The following is a 17,533-nucleotide window of genomic DNA, read 5'->3' as shown; positions in this document are numbered from 1 at the left end:
CTCAGTCGCCATCGAAGGCGCATAGGGCATGGACCTCGTGCCCCAGCCCTTCCAGCAGCCGCCGGCCGCCCAGGTCGGGCAGGTCGATCACGAAGGCGCAGCCCACCACCCTGGCGCCCAGCCTCTCGCACAGCGATATTCCCGCAGCGGCCGTGCCGCCCGTGGCCAGCAGGTCGTCCACGATCAGAACCCGTTCGCCCGGCCGCAGGGCGTCGTCATGGACCTCGACCACGGCCTCGCCGTATTCCAGCTGATAGGCCTGGGAAATCACCGTGCCGGGCAGCTTGCCCTTCTTGCGGATCGGCACGAACCCGGTGGACAACTGATGCGCGACGGCGCCGCCCAGGATGAAGCCGCGCGCTTCCAGCCCCACCACCTTGTCGATCCGCGCGCCCGCATAGGGGGCCAGCAACTGGTCGATGGCGATGCGGAAGCCGCGCGCATCCGCGAACAGCGTGGTCACGTCGCGGAACATGATCCCCTCATGCGGGAAATCGACGATGGTGCGGATATAGTCCTTGACGTTCAGGCTCATGCGGGGCGCACCATCTCGAACAGGTCGGTCACGGCGGCATAGTCGTGATAGCCCAGCCGCGCGATCCAGCCGCCCGCCGCGCGCGGGTCGAAGCGGCCCCCCACCACGCAGTCATCGCGGATATGCACCCCCGTGACCACGCCCAGGACGATGAAGTTTGCCTGCCCGGCCAGCGGGATCACCTGGGTCATGCGGCATTCCAGCGCCGCGGCCGCAGCCGCCACGCGCGGGCAGGCGATGGTGGCGCATTCCGCGGACTCGATCCCGGCGACCTGGAACTCGCTGACCCCGGCGGGCAGGGTGGCCGAGGTCGCGTTCACCTGATCGCGCAGGTCGCCCGTGGCGATGTTCACGCAGAAGACGCCCGATTCGATGATCTGCGCCACGCTGTCCTTGGTGCCCTTGCGGTCGGGCTTGGCGCTGGTCGAGGCGAACATCACCTGCGGCGGCACATAGGCCACCGCGTTGAAGAAGGAATAGGGCGCCAAGTTGTCGCCCGCCGACCCGCGCGTGGAAATCCAGCCGATCGGACGGGGGGCGATGATGGCGTTGAACGGATTGTGGGACAGCCCGTGGCCGTTTTCGGGGCGGTAGAACATCGCGGGCCTCCTGCGTCATGCGCGCACAACCTGCCATCAGCGCGCCCGCGCCGCAATGGTCCCGGGATGTTTCATCGACCCCGACCCCATGCTAAGGGGCGCCAGGACCGACAGGAGGCGCGATGTACGAGATCTGCCCCGAAACCGCCGCCGACGAACCCGAGGTCGAGGCGCTTTACGACCTGTGCTTCTGCGCCCGGCCGAACGGCGCTGTCGTCCTATCGCCTGCGGGACGGGGTGGCGAAGGTGGCAGACCTGTGCCTGGTGCTGCGCGACGGGTCGGGCACCCTTCTGGCCGCGATCCGCTTCTGGCCGGTGCGGGTGGCGGGCAAGCCGGTGCTGCTGCTGGGACCGATCGCCGTTCACCCGACAGCCCAGGGCGAGGGGCTGGGAGGACTTCTGATGCGCGACAGCCTGTCGCGGGCGCGCAGCCTGGGCTGGGGGCGGGTCCTGCTGGTGGGCGACGCGCCCTATTACAGCCGCTTCGGCTTCACCCGGCTGGACAAGGTGGTGATGCCTCCGCCGACCAACCCGGATCGGGTGCTGGGGCTGGAACTCTGGCCCGGCGCCTGGGTTGGAGTGGCGGGGAACGTGACGCGCGAGACGGCGCCGGACGCGGTCGAGGCGCTGGCGCGTCGGGCGCGCGGCCTTGGCGCCGACCGGGCTTGCGTGACCGTCGATGCCCCTGACAAGACCCTTTCGCAAGAGGATGACGATGGCGACCAATCCGCAACTGGTGCTTCCGCCGATCAATGACCCCTCCGTGCATGTCCAGATCGACCGCCTGGCGCGGCGCTATCTGGATGCGGGGGGGCTGGGGATGGATCTGATGTCGGTCGTCGGAAACAGCGCCGAGGGCCTGATCGAAAAGCTGCCCGGCTTCGTGCGCAACCGCCTGGACCGGATCACGCGGACGGCCCTGAACCGGGCCTTCTCGGCCGCCAGCAGTTCGCGCAGGATGGTGCGCGACCGGGGCGACTGGTTCAACCGCATGGCCTCGACCGCCAGCGGTGCGGCGGGCGGGATGGCCGGTTTCGTGGGGGCGATGGTCGAGCTGCCCTTCACCATCACCCTTCTGCTGCGCGCCATGCTGGACATCGCCGTGGAACACGGCCTGGATCCGGACAGCGACGAGGTGCGAATGGAATGCCTGCGCATCTTCGCCGCCGCCGGCCCGATGGCCGAGGACGACGCGACCGACCTTGGCCTGCTGGCGGCGCGTATGTCGGTCACCGGCCAGACGGTGCAGGGGCTCATCAGCCGGGTGGCGCCGCGCCTGTCGGTGTCGATGGGCCAGAAGCTGGCCGCACAGGCCGCGCCGATCTTCGGGGCCGTCGTCGGCGCGTCGATCAACTATACCTTCGCGCGCTATTATCAGGAACTGGCGCGCGTGCATTTCGGCATCATGCGCCTGTCGCGGGAAACCGGCATCCCGCGCGAGGCCCTGATCGAGGCGCTGCGCCTGGCCATCGAACGTCTGGACCACCGAAAGGACGCCCGCTAGGCCGGGGTCACTCCTCCTCGGGGGCCAGGGCCAGATCGGCGGTGGGGACGTCCAGATCGGCGATGCCCAGGGGTTCGTTCGGCCGGGCCAGCCGGGCCTTCGTCACCCATAGCAGCCGTTCCTGCGCGCGGGTGATGGCGACATAGGCCAGCCGCTTCCACAGGGGAATCCCGGCCTCGGTCCGGTTGGACCAGGCGGCGGCGCTGACGTCGGGGCCGAACACCTGCACATCGGGCCACTGGCTGCCCTGGGCCTTGTGGATGGTCACCGCCGCGCCATGCAGGAAGGTCGCCCCCATCCGGGCGGCATAGGGGATGAAGGGCTCGTCCTCGTCGGGCAGTTCGATCTTGACGATGCTGGCGGCGGAGAGGCGCGGCTCCTCGGCGCCGATCACGTGCAGGCGGGAAAATCCGGGCTTGCGCCCCGGTCCCAGATAGACGACCTGCGCCCCCTTGATGAGACCCCGCGCCTCGAGGTCGATGCGCTTCTTGCGGTGCTTCAGGGGCAGTTCCAGCCCGTCGCAGATCAGCGGCTCGCCCGGCAGCAGCGCATCGCCGGGGGCGCCATAGGCGGCGCGGAAGGCGTGGATCAGCCGGATGCGCGTGGCGTTGCGCCAGACCAGCACCGGGCTGCGGGCCATCAGGTCGCTTTCGACGCGTTCGGCCCAGACCACCCGATCATCCCGGCGCGCGGCGGCGCGGATCAGGCCTTCGAAGGCCTCGAAGGTCAGGCTTTCATCGCCCAGCGCATGAGCCAGATCCAGGATCGGGCTGTCGCCGGCCTGACGGTGGACGCGGTGCAGGATCAGCCGCTGGGCGGGGGCGAGGCGGTCGAAGACCATCTCTCCCGACTGGCCCACGGGGGCAAGCTGGGCCGGGTCGCCGAACAGCACCAGCAGGGGAAAGATCTCGCGCAGATCCTCGAACTGCTTCTCGTCCAGCATCGAGGCCTCGTCGATCAGCCCCACGTCCAGGGCATCCTCGCGCCGCTTCCAGCCGCGGATGAAGTCCGACCCGCGCAGCCCCGCCGCCGCCAGCGCGCCGGGGATCGAGGCGTGCTGGTCGAAAAAGCCCCGCGCCCGGTCCAGCGCGGTGTCCGTCATCCCCTCGACCGAAGGCCGCTCGCCCGTGCCCGTCAGCCATTCGGCCAGCTTTTCGTATTCGGGGTCATAGACGGGGGTGTAGAGGATGCGGTGGATGGTCGTCGCCGGCACCCCGCGCATCCGCAAGACGAAGGCCGCCTTGTTCGTGGGCGCCAGGATGGCGGCGCTGCGCCGGTCCTTGCGGCGGCGCCCCTCGTAATCCCCGCTGACGATCTCGACCCCGGCATCGCGCAGCGCCCGGGTGATCTGGGACAGCAGCAGCGTCTTGCCTGACCCGGCCTTGCCGATGACGGCCATCACCCGGCCCTTGCCGGGCTGCGGCGGATGCAGTTCCCCCGCGGTCAGGTCGATGCCGGACGCGCCGAAGGCATCGGCCAGCGCGTCCCAGGCATCGGCCTGGTCAGGGGATAGCGTGGGGGCAGGGACGGTCATGGCCCCCCTCTAACGCGGGCCGCGGCGATTGCCCATGCAACTTTTTCGCCGCCCATGCGTGTCTGGAGGATCATCGAAAGGAACGCACGATGATCGAACTGTTCTTCATCACCTGCCTGAACGGCGATCCGCAGCATTGCAGCGAACACAGCCTGCTGTTCGAACAGCGAAACGGCCTGTTCACCTGCATGCTGGAAGCCCAGAACGAACTGGCGCGCTGGGTCGCCAGCCACCCCGACGACCGCGTGATCGAATGGACGTGCCGCCAGCCGGGAACCGGCGGCACGGGGATCTGAACGGGCTCAGGCCCGGCGGGCTTCCAGCGCATCCTCGAAGGTGCGCAGGCCGCTGGTGGGCGCCTGCACCAGCACGGCCATGTTGCCGGGCTTGTGCTGGTTCTTCATCATCTTGACATGCGCCTGCGGGATTTCCGCCCAAGGGAAGACCTCGGACATGCAGGGATCGAGGCGGCGCTCCAGCATCAGCCTGTTGGCGGCGCTGGCCTGTTTCAGATGCGCGAAATGGCTGCCCTGGATGCGCTTCTGGTGCATCCACAGGTAGCGCACGTCGAAGGTGCAGTTGAAGCCGGTGGTGCCGGCGCAGATCACCACCATGCCGCCCTTCTTGCAGACGAAGGTGCTGACCGGGAAGGTCGCCTCGCCCGGATGTTCGAAGACGATATCGACGTTGTTGCCCTTGCCGGTGATGTCCCAGATGGCCTTGCCGAACTTGCGGACCTCGTTGAACCACTCCTTGTATTCGGGGGTGTTCACGACGGGAAGCTGGCCCCAGCAGTTGAACTCCTTGCGGTTGATGACGCCCTTGGCGCCCAAGCCCATGACGAAGTCGCGCTTGTCTTCCTCGCTGATGACGCCGATGGCGTTGCCGCCTGCCGCGTTGATGAGCTGGATCGCATAGGATCCAAGCCCGCCCGAGGCGCCCCAGACCAGCACGTTCATGCCGGGCTTCAGTTCGTGCGGTTCATGCCCGAACAGCATCCGGTAGGCGGTGGCCAGCGTCAGGGTATAGCAGGCCGATTCCTCCCAGGTCAGGTGCTTGGGGCGGGGCATCAGCTGCTGGGACTGGACGCGGGTGAACTGCGCGAAGCTGCCGTCCGGCGTCTCGTAGCCCCAGATGCGCTGCGTGGGCGAATACATCGGGTCGCCGCCGTTGCATTCCTCGTCGTCGCCGTCGTCCTGGTTGCAGTGGATCACGACCTCGTCGCCGACCTTCCAGCGCCGCACCTTGTCGCCCACCGCCCAGACGATCCCCGAGGCGTCGGATCCGGCGATGTGATAGGGATGCTTGTGGACGTCGAACATGCTGATCGGCACGCCGAGCCCGGCCCAGATGCCGTTGTAGTTGACGCCCGCCGCCATCACCAGGACCAGCACCTCGTTGCTGTCGATGGTCGGGGTCTCGACGACCTCAAGCTGCATCGCCTTGTCGGGTTCGCCCTGCCGTTCGCGGCGGATCGCCCAGGCGTGCATCTTCGCGGGCACATGGCCCAGGGGCGGCATTTCTCCGATATCATAAAGGTCCTTCACCGGAGCCTCGTAGGGGGCGATCGGGGTCGGGGAGTCGAGGGCCATCAGCTTCTCCTGGTTTGTGCTGCGGTGCAGAATCAGAGCACCGATTTGCCCCAGAACTAACCCCGGCCCCGCAAGATTACAACAGCGTCGGCATCTAGAATGTAATTTTATGTCTTAGCGGTCGCGCCGTTTCACCCAAGATCAACCGCCGCGACAGCGGATGCTGCTGCGCAGCCACGTGAAGAAGGATCGGCAGGGCGATGCCTGCCGCGGTGCCCAGCAGCACATGCAGCGCCACGTCCTGGATGCCCAGGTCCAGCAGGGCCCGGCGCATCGCCGAGGTCGCCAGGACGTGGTAGAGGTAGATGGTGAAGGAAAACGCCCCCAGGGCCCGGGTCCTGATTTCCGGCAGCAGCAGGTAGCACAGCGTTGTTGCCGCCATTCCGAAGCCCAGGCTTTGAAGATCCCTCCGGTCATCGGAGAACTGGCCGGTCTCTTGCAGAATGTCCAGGTTGACCCAGGTCGCTGCAAGAAGGGCAGCGCCGGCCAGCAGGATCATCGGCCCGCGGTGCTTCAGGACCGCGTCGGGGTGGCGGGCGATGATGACGCCGAACAGGAAATAGGGAAGCAGATAGACCGCCTGGTTGACCGACATGAAGTCGGTGGGAATCCGCGGTCCTCCAAGGTACCACAGCAGCGACGCCGCGAAGATGACGGGCAGGTATCGGCCCCTGGTCAGGATGTCGTAGCTGCCGAACAGAAAGAAGATCAGCAGGATCGCCTGCACGAACCAGTAATGCGCGTAAGGCGTGACGTAATTCAGCCACCAGGCGTGGTCGGGCGTGAACCGGGTGTTCATCAGGCCGGAAAAGGCCATGAAGACGCTGATGGCCACGATGCCGGGAACCGCCAGACGCCTGATTTTCCCCGACAGGAACATCCGCAGCCGGGCGGGATCGACCGGCTTCAAGGCGTAGACATGCCCCGAAATGAAGGCGAAAAGCGGCATCCGCAGATCCGCCAGGAAATCCATGGACAGGCGCCCCGGGTGCATCCCCGCCAGATGCAGGCCGCCGGTGGGGTCGGCGCCCACCACATGATACATGACCAGCAAGACGACCGCGAGGGCGCGCGGGCCCTCGATCGCGCCGGGGCGTTGCTGCAGGGTAAGGGCGGGGCGCAGGGACATGGGGAAAGGGACACCGGAAACTGAAGGCGCAAGTAACAGCGCAGTTTCCGGGAAGGTCAACGAGGTTTCTGCAGAGCAGCATTGACAGGGTCACATTCCGTATCATATCCGGTCAGAGACGAAATATTATTGCGAGACGATCGAGGTTCGGCAATGACGCTCCGTGACAAACCCTGGCTGTTCCGCACCTATGCGGGCCATTCGACGGCCGCCAAGTCGAACGCGCTCTATCGCACGAATCTTGCCAAGGGGCAGACCGGCCTTTCGGTCGCCTTCGATCTGCCGACGCAGACCGGATACGACAGCGATCATGTTCTGGCGCGGGGCGAGGTCGGCAAGGTCGGGGTACCGATCTGCCATCTGGGCGACATGCGGACGCTGTTCGACCAGATCCCGCTGGAGCAGATGAACACCTCGATGACCATCAACGCCACGGCACCGTGGCTGCTGTCGCTGTACATCGCCGTGGCCGAGGAGCAGGGCGCTGACATCGCGAAGTTGCAGGGCACCGTGCAGAACGACCTGATCAAGGAATACCTGTCGCGCGGGACCTATATCTGCCCGCCGAAGCCGTCGCTGGCGATGATTACCGACGTGGCCGCCTATACGCGCAAGCATCTGCCCAAGTGGAACCCGATGAACGTCTGTTCCTATCACCTCCAGGAAGCCGGGGCGACGCCGCAGCAGGAACTGGCCTATGCGCTGGCCACCGCCATCGCCGTGCTGGACGACCTGAGGAACAAGGTGCCGCCCCAGACCTTCCCCGAAATGGTCGGCCGCATCAGCTTCTTCGTGAATGCGGGCATCCGCTTCGTCACCGAGATGTGCAAGATGCGCGCCTTCACCGAGCTTTGGGACGAGATCACGCGCGAGCGCTACGGCATCGAGGACGAGAAATACCGCCGCTTCCGCTATGGCGTGCAGGTCAACAGCCTGGGCCTGACCGAACAGCAGCCCGAAAACAACGTCTATCGCATCCTGCTGGAGATGCTGGCCGTCACGCTGTCCAGGAACGCTCGCGCCCGCGCCGTGCAACTGCCCGCCTGGAACGAGGCCCTGGGCCTGCCGCGCCCTTGGGACCAGCAATGGTCGCTGCGGATGCAGCAGATCCTGGCCTATGAGACCGACCTGCTGGAATACGGCGACCTCTTCGATGGCAACCCGGTCATCGCCGCCAAGGTCGAGGAGCTGAAGCAGGGGGCGAGAGACGAGCTGCGCCTGCTGGACGAGATGGGCGGGGCCATCGCCGCCATCGACTACATGAAGGCGCGGCTGGTCGAATCGAATGCGGAACGTCTGGGCCGCATCGAAACGAACGAGACGGTGGTGGTGGGCGTGAACCGCTGGCAGCAGGGAGAGCCCTCGCCCCTGACGGCGGGCGACGGCGGGATCATGGTGGTCGATCCGGCGGTGGAACAGGACCAGATCGCGCGGCTGCAGGCCTGGCGGGACGCGCGGGATGAGGGCGCGGTGCAGCGGGCGCTGGGGGCCTTGCGGGACGCGGCGGCGCGGGGCGAGAACGTCATGCCGCATTCGATCGCCGCGGCCAAGGCGGGGGCAACGACCGGCGAATGGGCGGGGGTGATGCGCCAGGTCCACGGCGAATATCGCGGACCCACGGGGGTTTCCAGCAGTCCGTCGAACCGCACCGAGGGGCTGGAGCAGATCCGCGAGGCAGTCGATGCCGTCAGCGCCCGCCTGGGGCGGCGGCTGAAGTTCGTGGTGGGCAAGCCGGGCCTTGACGGCCATTCCAATGGCGCGGAACAGATCGCCTTCCGCGCCCGGGATTGCGGCATGGACATCACCTATGAAGGGATCCGCCTGACGCCCGAACAGATCGTCGCCCGCGCGCGGCAGGAGGACGCCCATGTGGTCGGTCTGTCGATCCTGTCGGGCAGCCACCTGCCGCTGGTCGAGGATCTGATGGCGCGCATCCGTGCGGCGGGCTTGGACCATGTGCCCGTGGTCGTCGGCGGCATCATCCCCGATGAGGACGCGGCCCGGCTGCGGGCAATGGGCGTGGCGCGGGTCTATACGCCCAAGGACTTCCAGCTGAACACGATCATGATGGACATCGTGGCGCTGGTGGAGCCAAGCGTCGAGGCGGCGTGAGTGCGTCCCGCGATGGCCGGGGGACTTCGCGTCCCCCTGACCCCCTGCGGGATATTTGGGCACAGAAGATGAGCCAGGACGGGGCGAAACGAAAAACGCCGCCCGGTCAGGGGCGGCGTTTTGCAATTCCAGCGGCAGGGCTGATCAGAAGCCCAGGCCGGCGTATTTGTTCTTGAACTTCGACACGCGGCCGCCGGTGTCCATCAGCTTGGCCGAGCCGCCGGTCCAGGCCGGGTGCACGGTCGGGTCGATGTCCAGCGTCATGGTCTGGCCTTCCGCACCCCAGGTCGAGCGGGTCTGATAGGTGGTGCCATCGGTCATCTTGATCTCGATGGTGTGGTAGTCGGGATGGATGTCTTTTTTCATCGGTCGAACCCTCAGGCTTTCGCGTCGGACAGCGCGCGGTAATTGGTCTTTTCCACGATCCGGGCCGATTTGCCGCGACGGTCGCGCAGGTAGTACAGCTTGGCGCGGCGGACCTTGCCGCGGCGCACGACCTCGATCGAATCGATGTTGGTCGAATACAGCGGGAACACCCGCTCCACCCCCTCGCCGAAGCTGATCTTGCGCACCGTGAAGCTGGCGGCCAGGCTCGCGCCGCCCTTGCGGGAGATGCAGACGCCTTCATACATCTGCACGCGCGTCCGGGTGCCCTCGGTCACCTTGTAGCCGACGCGCAGGGTGTCGCCGGCCTTGAAATCCGGGATGGTCTTGCCGAGCTGGGCGATCTGCTCGGCTTCGAGTTCTGCGATCAGGTTCATCGCCTGGGTTCCTTGTCATGCTCGCGGTGGCCCCGCGATTGGTCTGATGCGCCCGAGAGCTGTCGGTCCTTTGCCGGGTCCACGGGCCGTTCGGCCCATGCCCGCCACAGGTCGGGGCGGCGTTGCTTGGTCAGCCTTTCGGCCTCGGTCGCCCGCCAACGCTGAATGGCCGCGTGATTGCCCGACAGCAGAACCTCGGGGATCGCGCGGCCTTCCCATTGGGCGGGCTTCGTGAACTGGGGGGCTTCCAGAAGCCCCCTGTTGCCGATGGAAAAGGATTCCTCGGCCAGAGAGTCGTGATTCCCCAGCACGCGCGGTATAAGGCGAACCGTCGCGTCAATCAAGACCTGAGCGGCGATCTCTCCTCCGGTCAGGACATAATCGCCGATGCTGATCTCCTCGACGTCGTGCGCGTCCAGAACGCGCTGGTCCACGCCCTCGAAGCGGCCGCAGATCAGCGTGACGCCGTTGCCCTGCGCCAGCGCGCGGGCGCGGCGCTGCGTCAGCGGCGCACCGCGCGGGGACATGTAGATCACCGGCCGCGGCGGGCCTTGCCGCGCCTCGCGCAGGGCCGCGTCCATGACGTCGGCGCGGATCACCATGCCCGCGCCGCCGCCCGCGGGCGTGTCATCGACGTTGCGGTGCCGGCCGATGCCGAAGTCGCGCAGCGGGATGGTGCGCAGGTTCCACAAGCCTTGCGCCAAGGCCTTGCCCGTCAGCGACAGGCCCAGGATGCCAGGAAAGGCCTCGGGGAACAGGGTGACGATGCTGGCGGTCCAGGCGCCCTGCACCTGCGGTTCGGCCATCAACTCGCGCGGGCGCAGGCTGGGGGTGATGGACAGCCGGCCGTGGGACTTGGGCTGGTCACTCATCGCTGGCAGGGGGTCTGCGACGATGCGGCGCGCGGTCAGATCGACCGTCGGCACGACGGCGCGGGTGAAGGGCAGCAGCAGCACGTCCTTGCCGCCCACGACTTCCAGAATATCGCCCGCGCCGTGGTCGAAGATCGCGCGGACCCGGCCCAGCACGGCCCCGCCGGTATCCACGACCTCGAGCCCGATCAGGTCGGCGTGGTAGAATTCGTCGTCGGGCAGCGAGGGCAGGGCGGATCGCGGCGCCCAGAGCGTCGTGCCCTTCAGCGCCTCGGCTTCTTCCCGGGTCGCCACGCCCGACAGGCGCGCGCCCAGGCCGCCCGCGACGGGGCGGGTCAGCCGCAGGGTGAAGCTGCGCCTGCAGTCCTCGGTCGTCAGGGGACCATAGGTGGCGATGTCGGCGGGCTCGGCGCAGAAGCTTTTCAGCCGCACCTCGCCGCCGACCCCGAAGGCCCCGGCGATCGCGCCCACGCAGATGCGGTCCTGTGACATGCGGCCCCCGCGGCACATCGGGCGGGGTCGCCCCCGCCCGCCCGGATCACTCGGCCTCGGCCGGGGCGGCGGCCTTCGCGGCCTTTTCCGCGGCGCGGGCCGTGGCTTTCTTGCCGGGCTCGGCCTTCTTCATGTTGGCGCGGGTGGCCTTTTCGCGGACGCCGGCGGCTTCCAGGAAACGGGCTACGCGGTCGGTCGGCTGGGCGCCCTGGTCCAGCCAGTGCTTGGCGCGGTCCAGGTCCAGCTTGATGCGGTCTTCGCTGTCCTTGGCCAGCAGCGGGTTGTAGGTGCCCAGCTTTTCCAGGAAGCGGCCGTCGCGCGGCATCCGCGAATCGGACACGACGATGGCGTAGTGCGGGCGCTTCTTGCTGCCGCCACGGGCCAGACGGATTTTCGTTGCCATTGCTTTTCTCCTTGTAATGGCGGGTTTGGCGGGGATCCCGCCGTCAGGATTGGAAGGTCTCGTGGTGCCGGATCACTTCGGCGATCACGAAGTTCAGGAATTTGCGCGCGAAGTCGGGGTCCAGGTCGGCCTCGCGCGCGAGGCGTTCCAGCCGCTCGATCTGCTGCGCTTCGCGGGCAGGGTCGGACGGCGGAAGGTCGTGTTCGGCCTTGAGGCGGCCGACGGACTGGGTGTGCTTGAAGCGTTCGGCCAGCGTATAGACGATGATCGCGTCCAGCCGGTCGATGCTGGCGCGGTGATCGCGCAGAAGGGCCGCGGCGCGGGCGGCGGGGTCGGCCGGGGCGTCCATCATCATTTCTTCCCGAAGATCCCCGACAGGCCCCCGGGAAGCCCGGCCTTGCCAAGCTGCCCGCCCAGGCCGCGCGGATCCTGCAGCATCTTCTGGGCCTCGGCCATCTTGGCGGGGTCGAAGTTCTCCAGGTCAGGCAGCCCGCCGCCCTTGCCGGTCATGGCGCGCATGGCCTGCTTCAGCATCCCGCCCTTGCCCATCTTGCCCAGCTTCTTCATCGTGTCGGCCATCTGCTTCTGCATCTTCAGAAGCTTGTTGAGTTCCGACACCTCCATCCCGGCGCCCGCCGCGATCCGCTTCTTGCGGCTGGCCTGCAGGATGTCGGGATTGGCGCGTTCCTTCCGGGTCATCGAATTGATCAGCGCGATCTGCCGGGCGATGGCGCGGTCGTCCATGCCGGCGGCCTCGGCCTGCTTGGCCATCTTGGCCATGCCGGGCATCATGCCCATGATCGACTGCATGCCCCCCATCTTCTGCATCTGTTCAAGCTGGCCCTTGAGGTCGTTCATGTTGAACAGCCCCTTCTGGAACCGCTTCATCATCCGTTCGGCCTGCTCGACCTCCAGCACCTGCTGGGCCTTCTCGACCAGGGCCACGATGTCGCCCATGCCGAGGATGCGCCCCGCGACGCGCTGCGCGTCGAAGGTTTCCAGCGCGTCCATCCGTTCGCCAAGGCCCACGAAACGGATCGGCTTGCCGGTGATGGCGCGCATCGACAGCGCCGCGCCGCCCCGCCCGTCGCCGTCCATCCGCGTCAGCACCACGCCGGTGATGCCCACCTTGCCGTCGAATTCGGTGGCGACGTTCACCGCGTCCTGGCCCGTCAGGCCATCGACCACCAGCAGCGTCTCGCGCGGCTGGGCGATGTCGCGGACGGCCTGAACCTCGTCCATCAGCTGCTGGTCGATATGCAGGCGCCCCGCGGTGTCCAGCATCACCACGTCATACCCGCCCAGACTGGCCTGCTGCCTGGCGCGCTGGGCGATCTGCGTCGCGGTCTGGCCCGGAACGATGGGCAGCGTATCGACGCCGATCTGGCTGCCCAGGATCGCCAGCTGTTCCATCGCCGCGGGGCGGTTGGTGTCCAGCGAGGCCATCAGCACGCGCTTCTTCTCGCGTTCCTTCAGGCGCAAGGCCAGCTTGGCGGTGGTGGTGGTCTTGCCCGACCCCTGCAACCCGACCATCAGGATCGGCGCCGGCGGATTGTCGATGCGCAACGCCTCGGGCGCGTCGTCGCCCTGCAGCACCTTGATGAGTTCGTCATGGACGATCTTGACGACCTGCTGGCCGGGGGTGATCGACTTGGTGACAGCCGATCCCGTGGCCTTCTGCGTGACGGCCTTGACGAAGTTGCGCGCCACGGGAAGCGAGACATCGGCCTCCAGCAGGGCCACGCGGACCTCGCGCATGGCGGCGGCGACGTCGTCCTCGGACAGGGCGCCCTGCTTGGTCAGCCGGTCGAAGACGCCGCCCAAACGGTCGGAAAGGTTCTCGAACATCGCCGGGCCTCCTTCGGTCCAAAACAGTGATGCCCCCGTGGGCGCGACGCGCTGACGGAGGGCGATCCCCACGCAGGGAAGGGACCGGAAGGCCAATCCTTCCGGGAATCCGGGGGCTGATACGAAAAAACGGCCCGCGAGTCAACGCGGGCCGTCGCACTTGTTACGCACGGCGGATCAGGCGGCCAGGTTTTCCAGCGCCTCCTGCGCGCGGGCCAGGCCCGCCTCGCGGTCCAGCGCCAGGCGGTCGGCGGCCACGAACTCGATATCGGTGATGCCCAGGAAGCCCAGCATGAACCGGATATAGCCCGAGGCGTGGTCCATCGCCGAGCCCAGCGGCGTTCCGGCCGCGCTGTAGGCGATGATGGCGCGCTTGCCTTTCAGCAGGCCTTCCGGCCCCTCGGCGGTATAGCGGAAGGATTTTCCGGCCCGGGCGATCTGGTCCAGCCAGTTCTTCAGCTGCGCGGGCAGGTTGAAGTTGTAGACCGGCAGCCCGATCACCAGCACGTCTGCGGCCTGAACCTCGGCCAGGTAGGCGTCCGAGGTGGCGATGATCGCCTGCTGTTCGGGCGTCGGGTCCGCGGGGGCCATGCGGACGGCGGCGAACCAGTCGGCGTCGATGGCGGGCACGCCCTGGTTCAGGTCGCGATAGGTCACGGCCGCATCGGGATGGGCGGCCGTCAGCTTGGCCACGATGTCGGCGGTCAGCTTGCGCGACACCGAGGCATCGCCGGTGATGGCGCTGTCGATATGCAGGATGTTCATGGGATGATCCGTTCAGGCATGGTGCGTTGGTGATGATTTAGGGCTGGGAGCCGCCCGAGAAAATGGCCATAAGCGCGCAATGTCTGTGCGGGGATGCACATGAATATCGACAGTTGGGACGATCTGCGCATCGCGCTGGCCGTGGCGCGCCACGGCACCGTCAGCGCCGCGGCGGAAAGCCTGGGCGTCCACCATGCCACCGTCATCCGCCGGATCGACGGGCTGGAAGCGCAACTGGGCGTCAAGCTGTTCCAGCGCCACCCGCGCGGCTATGCCCTGACCGAGGCGGGGCAGGCGATGCTGAAGGTCGCGGGCGAGGCCGACGAACGCTTTGCGCAACTGGCCGCGCAGCTCACCGGGGGATGCGACCGGATCGAGGGCGACCTGGTCGTGACCTCGCTGCCGGAACTGGCCGATCTGGTCATGCCCCGGCTGATCCGCCTGATGCGCCGGCATCCCGGCCTGCGGATCGCCTATGTCACCGACGTGCGCCTGTTCCGCCTGGACGCGGGCGAGGCGCATGTCGCGATCCGCGCCGGCGGCCAGCCCACCGAACCCGATTACGTCGTTCGCCCGATCGGCACCGTGCGGCACGCGCTCTATGCCGCGCCCGACTACATCGCCGCGCATGGCGAGGTGACGGATGTCACCGGCCACCGGCTGGCCCTGATGGGCCCGCAGGACCGCAACGCGCCGCTGATGCGCTGGCTGCAGGGGAGGGTCGATCCCGGCCAGATCCTGCTGACCGCCAGCGACGAGACCGCGCGCGAGGCGGTGATCCGCGCGGGCCTGGCCATCGGCCCGCTGCCCTTGTCGCGGGCCGAAGGTCTGGTCGAGGTGATGGCCCTGCCGGAATGGGAATCGCGCCTGTGGCTGGTCACCCATGTGGATCTGCACCGCAGCCCGAAGATCCAGGCGGCGGTCGCGGCGCTGCGGGGCGATTGAACCCCTTCACCCCGTGCCGTTCCTGCGCCACTGTGACCGCAGGAGGAACCCCCATGACCCACCCCATCAGCCGCTTTCCCGTTCCCGAACTGTCTGCCCTGCCGCAGGACATGCAGGACGCCATCGCCGAGGTCGCCGAGAAATCCGGCTTCGTGCCGAACGTCTTTCTGGCCCTGGCCCATCGCCCGGCCGAGTTCCGCGCCTTCTTCGCCCATCATCAGGCGCTGATGGACAAGGACACGGGGCTGACCAAGGCGGAACGGGAAATGATCGTCGTCGCGGTCAGCGGCATCAACAACTGCCAGTATTGCGTGGTGGCGCATGGCGCGATCCTGCGCATCCGCGCCAAGAACCCGCGGATCGCGGATCAGGTGGCGATCAACTGGCGCAAGGCCGATCTGACCGACCGGCAGCGCGCGATGCTGACCTATGCCGACAAGGTCACCGTCGCCGCCGACCGGATCGACGAGGCGGATCACCAGGCCCTGCGCGAGGCGGGCTTCGACGCCGATGAAATCTGGGACATCGGCGCCATCGCGGCCTTTTTCGGGATGTCGAACCGTCTGGCCAATGCCGGGGATATCCGGGCCAACGACGAATTCTACATGATGGGCCGGGGGTGAGCCGGCCGGAGGCCCTGCGCGGCCACGCCGCGATGCTGCTGTTCTCGGCGCTGGTGGCGGGATCCTTTTCCCTGGGCGTCAGGGCCGCGAACCTGATCGACCCTGCGGCGATCACCGTGGCGCGCTTCGTCATCGCCGCAGGGATCCTGGCCGGGATGGCGGCGCTGATGCCCGGCCGGGGCAGGCCGCGCGCCCTGCTGACGGCGCCCTGGCGCTATCTTCTGCTGGGCGGAGCCTTCGCCGGCTATTTCGTGCTGATGTTCGAGGGGCTGAAGACCGCCCCGGCGGTGTCGGCCAGCGCGGTCTTCACGCTGACGCCGATCATGGCGGCGGGCTTCGGCTGGCTGCTGCTGCGCCAGCGGATGACCGCGCATCTGGCGCTGGCGCTGACCCTGGGCGGGGCAGGGGCGCTGTGGGTGATCTTCAGGGGCGACCCCGCGGCGCTGGTCCGGCTGGAGATCGGCCGCGGCGAGGCGATCTATTTCGTCGGCTGCGCGCTGCACGCGCTCTATGCGGCGCTTGTGCGCAGGCTGAGCCGGGGCGAGGGGCCGCTAATCTCCAGCCTGGGGACGCTGGTGGCGGGCGGCATCCTGACCGCGGCCTGGGGCTGGGGGGCGCTGACCTCGACCACCTGGGGGCAGCTTCCGGCGATCGTCTGGATCACGATCTTCTACGTCTCGATCTTCGCCAGTGCCCTGACCACGCTGCTGGTGCAGTTCGCGGCCATGCGGCTGCCCGCCGCCAAGGTGATGGCCTACACCTATCTGACGCCGCTCTGGGTGATCCTGTCCGAGGCCGCCCTGGGGCGCGGCCTGCCCGGCGCGATGCTTCTGCCGGGCATCCTGGCCATCCTGGCCGCGCTGGCGCTGCTGCTGAAATCCGACGAGCCCCACGGCCGGCCGGCCCCCGCGTCCTGACAGGCGTCCCGAGACGCGTCCCTGCCGCCCTCGCCGTGGCGGCCCTTGCCGGGCGGCGCTTTCTTTCGCATCGCCCCTTGGCTAGGGTCCGCCCGGACAGGGCGGCGGCAAGGGGCGGCGGGTGGCGCATATCATCGTTGTGGGCAATGAAAAGGGCGGCTCGGGCAAGTCCACGACCTCGATGCACGTGGCGACGGCGCTTGCGCGGATGGGGCACCGCGTCGGCGGGCTGGATCTGGACGTGCGTCAGCGCAGCTTCGGCCGCTATCTGGAAAATCGCGCCCATTTCGCCGCGCGCGAGGGGCTTGACCTGCCCATGCCCGCGATCGGCGTTCTGGGCGAAGGCGGCGATCCCCTGACCCCGGCGCTGCGGGATCTGGAAAAGACCTGCGACTTCATCCTGCTGGACTGCCCGGGGTCGCATACCCGGCTCAGCCAGATGGCGCACGCGCTGGCGGACACGCTGATCACGCCGATGAACGACAGCTTCATCGACTTCGACCTGCTGGCGCGCCTCTCGCCCGAGGGCGGGATCCTCGGGCCGTCGATCTATGCCGAGATGGTCTGGTCGGCGCGGCAGATGCGCGGGCAGGCGGGGGCGGGGCCGATCGACTGGCTGGTGCTGCGCAACCGTCTGGGCACCCAGGCGATGCACAACAAGCGCAAGGTGGGCGGCGCGCTGGAGGAGTTGTCGCGCCGCATCGGCTTTCGCGTGGCGCCGGGTTTTTCCGAACGGGTCATCTTCCGCGAACTGTTTCCGCGCGGACTGACGCTGCTGGACCTCAGGGACATCGGCACCGAACAGCTGTCGATGTCCAACATCGCCGCGCGCCAGGAACTGCGCGACCTGATCGCGGAACTGAACCTGCCGGGGGTTTCGGTCGATTTCTAGGCCCGCGCCC

Annotated in this window: 19 protein-coding genes and 1 pseudogene; 8 read left to right on the top strand and 12 right to left on the bottom strand. The window is 67.9% G+C overall.

Annotation, left to right across the window (positions count from 1 at the left end; genetic code table 11):
- Nucleotide 1 precedes the first annotated feature (1 nt).
- Nucleotides 2-535: an adenine phosphoribosyltransferase gene (locus ACZ1HC_RS01390; RefSeq protein ID WP_472698423.1), complete on the bottom strand. Its 534-nt coding sequence runs from the start codon at nucleotides 533-535 to the stop codon at nucleotides 2-4.
- Complete coding sequence (locus tag ACZ1HC_RS01385) at nucleotides 532-1,134, bottom strand: flavin reductase family protein (RefSeq protein ID WP_472698422.1); 603 nt, start codon at nucleotides 1,132-1,134, stop codon at nucleotides 532-534. The genes ACZ1HC_RS01390 and ACZ1HC_RS01385 overlap by 4 nt, the downstream gene beginning before the upstream one ends.
- Before the next feature lie 122 nt (nucleotides 1,135-1,256).
- On the opposite strand from ACZ1HC_RS01385, the pseudogene ACZ1HC_RS01380 reads away from it, so the two are divergent.
- Both ACZ1HC_RS01380 and ACZ1HC_RS01375 read left to right on the top strand, forming a co-directional pair.
- A pseudogene (locus tag ACZ1HC_RS01380) lies at nucleotides 1,257-1,734 on the top strand (GNAT family N-acetyltransferase); the annotation flags it as partial.
- A gap of 115 nt (nucleotides 1,735-1,849) precedes the next feature.
- A complete protein-coding gene (locus tag ACZ1HC_RS01375; protein ID WP_472698421.1) occupies nucleotides 1,850-2,638 on the top strand; it encodes an EcsC family protein in 789 nt (262 codons plus the stop codon).
- Between the two features lie 7 nt (nucleotides 2,639-2,645).
- Here ACZ1HC_RS01375 and ACZ1HC_RS01370 read toward each other — a convergent pair whose 3' ends face one another.
- Nucleotides 2,646-4,172, bottom strand: a complete 1,527-nt coding sequence (locus tag ACZ1HC_RS01370) for an ATP-dependent DNA helicase (RefSeq protein ID WP_472698420.1) — start codon at nucleotides 4,170-4,172, stop codon at nucleotides 2,646-2,648.
- A gap of 89 nt (nucleotides 4,173-4,261) precedes the next feature.
- Between ACZ1HC_RS01370 and ACZ1HC_RS01365 the strand changes: the two genes are divergently transcribed.
- Nucleotides 4,262-4,468 carry a hypothetical protein gene (locus ACZ1HC_RS01365; protein WP_472698419.1) on the top strand — a complete coding sequence of 69 codons (207 nt, stop codon included), beginning with the start codon at nucleotides 4,262-4,264 and terminating at the stop codon, nucleotides 4,466-4,468.
- Nucleotides 4,469-4,474: 6 nt separating this feature from the next.
- Here ACZ1HC_RS01365 and ccrA read toward each other — a convergent pair whose 3' ends face one another.
- On the bottom strand, nucleotides 4,475-5,764 hold the full coding sequence (ccrA, locus tag ACZ1HC_RS01360) for a crotonyl-CoA carboxylase/reductase (protein WP_472698418.1): 1,290 nt from the start codon (nucleotides 5,762-5,764) through the stop codon (nucleotides 4,475-4,477).
- 94 nt (nucleotides 5,765-5,858) lie between these two features.
- Nucleotides 5,859-6,893: an acyltransferase family protein gene (locus ACZ1HC_RS01355; protein WP_472698417.1), complete on the bottom strand. Its 1,035-nt coding sequence runs from the start codon at nucleotides 6,891-6,893 to the stop codon at nucleotides 5,859-5,861.
- Between the two features lie 153 nt (nucleotides 6,894-7,046).
- On the opposite strand from ACZ1HC_RS01355, the gene ACZ1HC_RS01350 reads away from it, so the two are divergent.
- Entirely contained in the window at nucleotides 7,047-9,005 is a 1,959-nt protein-coding gene (locus ACZ1HC_RS01350; protein WP_472698416.1) for a methylmalonyl-CoA mutase family protein, read from the top strand.
- A 144-nt stretch (nucleotides 9,006-9,149) separates the two neighbouring features.
- Here the strand turns inward: ACZ1HC_RS01350 and rpmE are convergent, their stop codons facing one another.
- From rpmE to ACZ1HC_RS01315, 7 genes are all read right to left on the bottom strand, one after another.
- A complete protein-coding gene (rpmE, locus tag ACZ1HC_RS01345) occupies nucleotides 9,150-9,371 on the bottom strand; it encodes a 50S ribosomal protein L31 (RefSeq protein WP_472698415.1) in 222 nt (73 codons plus the stop codon).
- Between the two features lie 11 nt (nucleotides 9,372-9,382).
- On the bottom strand, nucleotides 9,383-9,766 hold the full coding sequence (gene rplS, locus ACZ1HC_RS01340; RefSeq protein WP_472698414.1) for a 50S ribosomal protein L19: 384 nt from the start codon (nucleotides 9,764-9,766) through the stop codon (nucleotides 9,383-9,385).
- Nucleotides 9,763-11,130: a tRNA (guanosine(37)-N1)-methyltransferase TrmD gene (trmD, locus tag ACZ1HC_RS01335; RefSeq protein WP_472698413.1), complete on the bottom strand. Its 1,368-nt coding sequence runs from the start codon at nucleotides 11,128-11,130 to the stop codon at nucleotides 9,763-9,765. Before trmD ends, rplS begins: the two co-directional genes overlap by 4 nt.
- Nucleotides 11,131-11,176: 46 nt before the next feature.
- Nucleotides 11,177-11,533: a 30S ribosomal protein S16 gene (gene rpsP, locus ACZ1HC_RS01330; RefSeq protein WP_207100987.1), complete on the bottom strand. Its 357-nt coding sequence runs from the start codon at nucleotides 11,531-11,533 to the stop codon at nucleotides 11,177-11,179.
- A gap of 43 nt (nucleotides 11,534-11,576) precedes the next feature.
- Nucleotides 11,577-11,885: a chorismate mutase gene (locus tag ACZ1HC_RS01325; protein ID WP_472698412.1), complete on the bottom strand. Its 309-nt coding sequence runs from the start codon at nucleotides 11,883-11,885 to the stop codon at nucleotides 11,577-11,579.
- Nucleotides 11,885-13,381, bottom strand: a complete 1,497-nt coding sequence (gene ffh, locus ACZ1HC_RS01320) for a signal recognition particle protein (protein WP_472698411.1) — start codon at nucleotides 13,379-13,381, stop codon at nucleotides 11,885-11,887. The genes ACZ1HC_RS01325 and ffh overlap by 1 nt, the downstream gene beginning before the upstream one ends.
- 177 nt (nucleotides 13,382-13,558) lie before the next feature.
- Nucleotides 13,559-14,146, bottom strand: a complete 588-nt coding sequence (locus ACZ1HC_RS01315; RefSeq protein WP_472698410.1) for an FMN-dependent NADH-azoreductase — start codon at nucleotides 14,144-14,146, stop codon at nucleotides 13,559-13,561.
- Nucleotides 14,147-14,245: 99 nt separating this feature from the next.
- On the opposite strand from ACZ1HC_RS01315, the gene ACZ1HC_RS01310 reads away from it, so the two are divergent.
- The 4 genes from ACZ1HC_RS01310 to ACZ1HC_RS01295 all read left to right on the top strand — a co-directional run bounded on the left by ACZ1HC_RS01310 (nucleotide 14,246) and on the right by ACZ1HC_RS01295 (nucleotide 17,523).
- A complete protein-coding gene (locus ACZ1HC_RS01310) occupies nucleotides 14,246-15,091 on the top strand; it encodes a LysR family transcriptional regulator (RefSeq protein WP_472698409.1) in 846 nt (281 codons plus the stop codon).
- 53 nt (nucleotides 15,092-15,144) lie between these two features.
- Entirely contained in the window at nucleotides 15,145-15,714 is a 570-nt protein-coding gene (locus ACZ1HC_RS01305; protein WP_472698408.1) for a peroxidase-related enzyme, read from the top strand.
- Between the two features lie 32 nt (nucleotides 15,715-15,746).
- Nucleotides 15,747-16,631 carry a DMT family transporter gene (locus tag ACZ1HC_RS01300; RefSeq protein ID WP_472700747.1) on the top strand — a complete coding sequence of 295 codons (885 nt, stop codon included), beginning with the start codon at nucleotides 15,747-15,749 and terminating at the stop codon, nucleotides 16,629-16,631.
- A gap of 121 nt (nucleotides 16,632-16,752) precedes the next feature.
- Nucleotides 16,753-17,523: a division plane positioning ATPase MipZ gene (locus ACZ1HC_RS01295; protein ID WP_472698407.1), complete on the top strand. Its 771-nt coding sequence runs from the start codon at nucleotides 16,753-16,755 to the stop codon at nucleotides 17,521-17,523.
- Nucleotides 17,524-17,533 lie beyond the last annotated feature (10 nt).

It is taken from the genome of Paracoccus sp. BR5-17 (assembly GCF_055693925.1).
The sequence above is the reverse complement of the archived record's forward strand: the minus strand, read 5'-3'. Positions and strand labels throughout refer to the sequence as shown.

What these genes read in the sequence shown, in the direction of transcription:
- ACZ1HC_RS01300 (WP_472700747.1), top strand. Translation starts at nt 15,747, where the DNA reads ATGCTGCTGTTCTCGGCGCTGGTGGCGGGATCCTTTTCCCTGGGCGTC.
- ACZ1HC_RS01390 (WP_472698423.1), bottom strand. Translation starts at nt 535, where the DNA reads ATGAGCCTGAACGTCAAGGACTATATCCGCACCATCGTCGATTTCCCG.
- rpmE (WP_472698415.1), bottom strand. Translation starts at nt 9,371, where the DNA reads ATGAAAAAAGACATCCATCCCGACTACCACACCATCGAGATCAAGATG.
- ffh (WP_472698411.1), bottom strand. Translation starts at nt 13,381, where the DNA reads ATGTTCGAGAACCTTTCCGACCGTTTGGGCGGCGTCTTCGACCGGCTG.
- ACZ1HC_RS01385 (WP_472698422.1), bottom strand. Translation starts at nt 1,134, where the DNA reads ATGTTCTACCGCCCCGAAAACGGCCACGGGCTGTCCCACAATCCGTTC.
- ccrA (WP_472698418.1), bottom strand. Translation starts at nt 5,764, where the DNA reads ATGGCCCTCGACTCCCCGACCCCGATCGCCCCCTACGAGGCTCCGGTG.
- ACZ1HC_RS01350 (WP_472698416.1), top strand. Translation starts at nt 7,047, where the DNA reads ATGACGCTCCGTGACAAACCCTGGCTGTTCCGCACCTATGCGGGCCAT.
- ACZ1HC_RS01365 (WP_472698419.1), top strand. Translation starts at nt 4,262, where the DNA reads ATGATCGAACTGTTCTTCATCACCTGCCTGAACGGCGATCCGCAGCAT.
- ACZ1HC_RS01375 (WP_472698421.1), top strand. Translation starts at nt 1,850, where the DNA reads ATGGCGACCAATCCGCAACTGGTGCTTCCGCCGATCAATGACCCCTCC.
- rplS (WP_472698414.1), bottom strand. Translation starts at nt 9,766, where the DNA reads ATGAACCTGATCGCAGAACTCGAAGCCGAGCAGATCGCCCAGCTCGGC.
- ACZ1HC_RS01315 (WP_472698410.1), bottom strand. Translation starts at nt 14,146, where the DNA reads ATGAACATCCTGCATATCGACAGCGCCATCACCGGCGATGCCTCGGTG.
- ACZ1HC_RS01325 (WP_472698412.1), bottom strand. Translation starts at nt 11,885, where the DNA reads ATGATGGACGCCCCGGCCGACCCCGCCGCCCGCGCCGCGGCCCTTCTG.
- ACZ1HC_RS01370 (WP_472698420.1), bottom strand. Translation starts at nt 4,172, where the DNA reads ATGACCGTCCCTGCCCCCACGCTATCCCCTGACCAGGCCGATGCCTGG.
- rpsP (WP_207100987.1), bottom strand. Translation starts at nt 11,533, where the DNA reads ATGGCAACGAAAATCCGTCTGGCCCGTGGCGGCAGCAAGAAGCGCCCG.
- trmD (WP_472698413.1), bottom strand. Translation starts at nt 11,130, where the DNA reads ATGTCACAGGACCGCATCTGCGTGGGCGCGATCGCCGGGGCCTTCGGG.
- ACZ1HC_RS01310 (WP_472698409.1), top strand. Translation starts at nt 14,246, where the DNA reads ATGAATATCGACAGTTGGGACGATCTGCGCATCGCGCTGGCCGTGGCG.
- ACZ1HC_RS01355 (WP_472698417.1), bottom strand. Translation starts at nt 6,893, where the DNA reads ATGTCCCTGCGCCCCGCCCTTACCCTGCAGCAACGCCCCGGCGCGATC.
- ACZ1HC_RS01305 (WP_472698408.1), top strand. Translation starts at nt 15,145, where the DNA reads ATGACCCACCCCATCAGCCGCTTTCCCGTTCCCGAACTGTCTGCCCTG.